Origin of the sequence: Dyella sp., from assembly GCF_035508675.1 — a bacterium.
Lineage (GTDB): Bacteria > Pseudomonadota > Gammaproteobacteria > Xanthomonadales > Rhodanobacteraceae > Dyella_B.
Genome location: NZ_DATJMN010000227.1, coordinates 1 through 5,152 on the forward strand (window position 1 = coordinate 1; position 5,152 = coordinate 5,152).

Annotated in this window: 4 protein-coding genes and 1 pseudogene; 2 read left to right on the forward strand and 3 right to left on the reverse strand. The window is 62.7% G+C overall.

The features are described 5' to 3' along the window. Positions 1–557: pseudogene (locus tag VMA74_RS12155) on the forward strand (hypothetical protein); the annotation flags it as partial. 441 nt (positions 558–998) lie between these two features. On the opposite strand, the gene VMA74_RS12160 reads toward VMA74_RS12155, so the two are convergent. Both VMA74_RS12160 and VMA74_RS12165 read right to left on the reverse strand, forming a co-directional pair. Continuing rightward, on the reverse strand, positions 999–2,774 hold the full coding sequence (locus tag VMA74_RS12160; RefSeq protein ID WP_325367286.1) for a DUF885 domain-containing protein: 1,776 nt from the start codon (positions 2,772–2,774) through the stop codon (positions 999–1,001). A 113-nt stretch (positions 2,775–2,887) separates the two neighbouring features. Further along, the gene (locus VMA74_RS12165; protein WP_325367287.1) at positions 2,888–3,373 is read right to left on the reverse strand and encodes a DUF456 domain-containing protein; all 486 of its coding nucleotides are present in this window, start codon (positions 3,371–3,373) and stop codon (positions 2,888–2,890) included. A 221-nt stretch (positions 3,374–3,594) separates the two neighbouring features. On the opposite strand from VMA74_RS12165, the gene VMA74_RS12170 reads away from it, so the two are divergent. Beyond that, entirely contained in the window at positions 3,595–4,245 is a 651-nt protein-coding gene (locus VMA74_RS12170; RefSeq protein WP_325367285.1) for a serine/threonine protein kinase, read from the forward strand. A 56-nt stretch (positions 4,246–4,301) separates the two neighbouring features. On the opposite strand, the gene VMA74_RS12175 is transcribed toward VMA74_RS12170, so the two are convergent. Continuing rightward, entirely contained in the window at positions 4,302–5,078 is a 777-nt protein-coding gene (locus tag VMA74_RS12175) for a ferredoxin--NADP reductase (protein ID WP_325367288.1), read from the reverse strand. Between the last annotated feature and the right edge of the window lie 74 nt (positions 5,079–5,152).

The window sequence follows — 5,152 nt, forward strand, 5'->3', positions numbered from 1 at the left end:
CCACCTGGAAAGTGCCGAGCACGCCAACCAACCAGTCCGGGCAAACGGATTACTTCTTCCCTGGGCTTGAGCAACTGCCCAACGTGGAAAGCATTCTGCAGCCAGTGCTCGGCTATGACGCATTCAGCGGCACGGTGTGGACGCTGTCGAGCTGGAATTGCTGCGTCAGCGGTACGACCTATTACAGCGGCCCGATCAACGTGAACGTGGGCGACACCATCCTGGGCACCACCCAGTGCAAGGCCGCCAACAGCTGCAGCACGTGGACGATCACGTCCAAAGACGTGACCACTGGCAAGAGCACCACGCTCAGCACCGATCCCTATGGCAACTTGCTGTGGGTATTCGGCGGCGTGATGGAAGTGTATGGCGTCGGCAGCTGCAACGAGTTGCCGGCCAGCTCACCGCTCACGTACACGAGCATCGCGGTCTACAACACCGCATTCAGCAAGATTTCCAACACGCCTTGGGGGGCGGATTATCCGGTCGGCTCCACCTCGCCGCAGTGCAGCTACAACGTCTCCACCACCGCCAGCAGCGTCACTCTTCGATACTGAGTGGCGCGCAGCGGCTCCCCCGTCCCGGCGGGGGAGCTTTTTTGCCCAAAAAAAAGCCCCGCGGGGGTGCGGGGCTGCAGGATTAACGGATATCGGGGAGGCGATATCCGTGGCAGTCATCTTCCGGATAAGTAGCTTGGTGAACCGTGGAGTCCGCGTGACGATCGTCTTCACACATGCCGGGATGTGTGCTGCTACGCATTTTGTCCGGGGGCGTTTGCTCAAGGCGCGCGTCGCCCGTTCGCCAGCATGCGTCCCCTCCCCTGCGAAGTAGGGGAGGGCTAGGGTGGGGTGCGAGCGCAGCGAGCGGCGGAAGTCGATGTCGCTGCAATGTGCTTCTTCCGATCAAAAGCCATGGCGACATTCGGCCGCATGCTAAAGCTCAGGCAACCCCACCCCGGCCCTCCCCTACTTCGCAGGGGAGGGGGTTGGTCATGATCCCTACTTCTTCTGCTTCTGTGCAGGAATGAACTGCGTCTGCACCGCCTCGGCCAGCTGATCCGGCGGCAACAGGCCCTGGCCGATGATGAAGTCGTTGAAGGCCTGGCGGTTGAACTGCTTGCCCAGCGCCAGCTCGGTCTGCAGGCGCAACTGCTGCAGGCGCATGTAGCCGTAGAAATAGGCGGTCGCCTGGCCCGGCGAGTTGAAGGTGTAGCGGTCCAGTTCCTCGCGTGTCATCGCTTCGGACAGGCCCACGTCGTTACGCAGCACGTCGTGGGCGCGTTCCTTGCTGATCAGCCCAAGGTTCAACATGGGGTCGAGGAAGGCGCGCGCCGCACGTGCCAGGCGCAACTGCAAGGTGACGAACTGGCCGGACGGCGGTTCGTACGGCAGCATTTCCGCTTCCGAATACAGCGCCCAGCCTTCCACGTTCACGCTGTTGAACGCGAACAGGCTGCGCGCCAGCGATACGCCGTGCTCCACCATGGCCGCGAATTGCAGCTCATGCCCTGGCCTTCCTTCGTGCGCAGTGAGCGTCCACGCGGCAGCTTTGTAGGTGAAGTCGTCGTAGGCTTCGGCGCCGCCGGCGTGACCCGAAGGATTGCCCATGGTCAACACGAAGGTGCCGCGCTGGCCGTGATTGTTGATGAGTGGCGGCGGGTCCATATGCGGTGCCGGCTGGTTGGCGGTTTCCGCATCGGACGCCACGCGCATCTGCATCTCGCGTTGCGGCAGCGTGACGATGTGTTCGCGGCGGATGATGTCTTCGATCTTGCCGATGATCTGGTGATACCAGGGCTCCACGTCGTTCCTGCCGAGCTGCTGTTTCTTCAGCGCCTTCAGCACGTCGCGATAGCCGGAAGCCTGGATGCCTTCGTCCTTGGCCACCACCGGCGCCATCATCTCCATTGCTTGCTGCACTTCCATGAATTCGAGCTGCGCCTGCTTGATCAGTTGTTCCGGCGGAATATCGATGCCGGTGGCTTTGAGGTTGTAGGCGTACAGCGGCTCCGGCACGCGGAAGTCGGTGCGTTCGTGCGGCACGATGGTCTTGCGCACCCAGGCGTCGTAATCCTTCAGTTGCGCATCCATGGCATCGAGTGCGGCCTTGCCTTCGGCGTTGTCGAGCTTGTACTTCGCGAACAATTGGCGAATGCCCTGCACATAGCGCTGCGTGTTGGCCAGCTGCTGGTCCACGTTGCCTTTGTAGGGGCCAAGCAAATGCGTATCGGTGAGGTGGCGGGTGGTTCTTGCTTCGGCCAGTTGCGTCATGGGCGTGCAGCCCGGTGCCGTGCCTACATAGCATTCCAGGCGCTTTACGGCATACGCCCTGCGCTTGGGGTCGATGTCGTCATTGAGCAGGTAGAACTCGCCGTTGAAGAACAATTGGCCTACGTCCACGTAAGGCAGCAGGTATTTGTCGTTCAGTTCGATGCCTTCGACGTTCAAGTCGGCGGCCTTGATCATGATTTGTAGGTCCTGGCGCACATTCGGATCGTGTTCGGCGGCGAGCAAGGTTTCGAGCTTGCTCTTGGCGGCGTTCATGGCGGCGATCTGGCGCTGGTCGGTACCCGGCTTCAGGTCAGCGACTTTGTCGTCATAGCCGGTCAGGCCGATTTGCGTGGCGCTCTCGGGGTTGAACTGTGCCTGGACCTCGAGCAAGGTCTTGGCGTCCTGATTGCTGCGCTCGACCCAGGGTGATGCGGGGGTGCCTTGTGCACAAGCCGTTCCTGCGGTGGCCACGGCGATCGCCGCGGCCAGGACGAGACGTTTCATCATGACGAATATCCCTGTGAATTCGGAACGGCGAGCTTATTCGCAATCGCCCGCGCCATACCATGGCCCAGAAGCTGGGCTGGGAGCGCCGCGCAGGGATATCGAGCAGACTCTCACAGGTTCAGCAGCCACACTCCTGCCGCCAGCGCCACCATCACCACCGACAGCACCAGTTTCACCAGCGTACCGAACAGCAACCCGAGCCACGTGCCGATGCTGACGTGGGCCGAACGCAGCACGCTCTTGCTGGAAACAAGCTCTCCGATCAGGGCGCCGACGAAGGGGCCTAGGATCAGCCCCGGGATGCCAAGGAACATGCCGACGAAGGTGCCGACCGATGCGCCCCAGATGGCCAGCGAGCTGGCGCCGACGCGTCGGGCGCCGAGCGTCGCGGCAACGAAATCCACCGCCACTCCGATGGCGGCCAGCACGCCCAGGACAATCACCCAGGTGACACCGAGGTGTTGATAGCTATCCAGCGCCGCGGCTAGCCAGATGCCGCCGAAGATCATCGGGATGCCCGGCAGCGTGGGCAGCACGGTGCCGATCAGGCCGCCAATGATCAGGGCGAAGGCGAGTACATAGAGGGCGATGTCCATGAAAAACATGCGAAGGTCCTCGGGCGAATCATCCAGTCTAGAATGGCGTGCGCGACGCGCGCCATCTAAGAGCCTGTTCAATGCCGCGTGGCGGCCTCTCAGGCGCTATGCGCGCTGCGGGGAGATATTGAACAGGCTCTAAGGGTTTGGCCGGCAACAAGGAGCCTGCACCGGAATGACGGGCGCGTGGGCATTTGCAAGATTTCCAGATTGGTAAGCGCGTGACAGAACAACCCATCCTGCTGAAAGCCGACGAATTGGGGCGCATCGAGATCGTGCGGCGCGATGGCGTGCCGTGCGTTCGTCGTGACATTCGCGCCGCTCGTTGGTGGGCACGTGCGTTCGCCCACCGTGCTGCCGCACGCGAAGCGCGTGCATTGGCGAAGCTGGACGATGTCGATGGTGTGCCGGCGCTGTTGGGATGGAACGGCCGCGAATTGCTGCGCGGCTATATCGCCGGCCGGCCCATGCAACAAGCGCAGCCGCGCGATCGGGCCTATTACCGCGATGCCTTGCGCCTGCTGGCACAGCTGCATCGGCGCGGCATCGTGCACAACGACCTGGCGAAGGAGCCGAACTGGCTGGTGCGTGCAGACGGACGCCCGGCACTGGTGGATTTCCAGCTTGCCTGGACGCGCGGCAAGCGCGGCTGCTTGTTTCGCTTGTTGGCGCGCGAAGACCTGCGTCATCTGCTCAAGCACAAGCGCACCTATTGCGCGCATGCTCTCACGACGCGCCAGTGGACGATATTGAATACGCCGGCGCCGCATTCGCGGCTATGGCGCGCGACGGGAAAGCGGCTCTACAAGCTGATTGCGCGCAGGGTATTCGGCTATTGGGATAACGAAGGCAAGGGCCGCGTGCGCGACTAGGCTGGGATGAAATCCCCGCATCGCCATCCGAATGCAAGCTGGGATTTCATCCCAGCCTACTTTTCGACGAAGGCCCGCTCGATCACGTAATCGCCCGGCTCGCGCGTGCGCGGCGACGCATGGAATCCACGCGCATCCAGCAGCGCGCATAGATCATCGAGCATCGCCGGACTGCCACAGAGCATCACGCGGTCCGTCTCCGGGTTCAGCGTTGGCAAACCGATGCTGGCGGCCATCGCGCCATCCACGATGTTGTCGGTGATGCGGCCGCGGTTGCGGAACGATTCGCGCGTGACGGTGGGGTAGTAGATCAGTTTTTCGCGCACCAGCTCGCCCAGGTATTCGTGCTGCGGCAGTTCGTTCTGCAGGTAGTCCGAATAGGCCAGGTCGCTGATGTTGCGCACGCCATGGGCCAGCACGATCTTGTCGAAGCGCTCGTAGCTTTCCGGGTCGCGGATGATGCTCATGAACGGCGCCAGGCCGGTACCGGTGCCGAGCAGGTACAGGTGCTTGCCGGGCTTGAGATCGGTCAGCACCAGCGTGCCGGTGGGCTTGCGGCTGACCGTGAGGCGGTCGCCCGGCTTGAGGTGCTGCAGGCGCGAGGTGAGCGGGCCGTTCTCCACCTTGATCGAGAAGAACTCCAGGTGTTCTTCCCAACTGGCGCTGGCGATCGAATACGCGCGCATCAGCGGGCGGCCGTCCACGTCCAGGCCGATCATCACGAACTGCCCGCTGTCGAAGCGGAAGCCCGGATCGCGCGTGGTGCGGAAGCTGAAAAGGCTGTCGTTCCAGTGATGAACGTCGATTACTTGCTCGGTCGCCAAAGCCACCATGGTTGTCGTCTTCTCGGGTTGTGGAGCGGGGTGCTCGCTGTGCGGAACAGCGCAGAACTCGCGGGGAGAGGCAG

What these genes read in the sequence shown, in the direction of transcription:
- VMA74_RS12160 (WP_325367286.1), bottom strand. Translation starts at nt 2,774, where the DNA reads ATGAAACGTCTCGTCCTGGCCGCGGCGATCGCCGTGGCCACCGCAGGA.
- VMA74_RS12165 (WP_325367287.1), bottom strand. Translation starts at nt 3,373, where the DNA reads ATGGACATCGCCCTCTATGTACTCGCCTTCGCCCTGATCATTGGCGGC.
- VMA74_RS12175 (WP_325367288.1), bottom strand. Translation starts at nt 5,078, where the DNA reads ATGGTGGCTTTGGCGACCGAGCAAGTAATCGACGTTCATCACTGGAAC.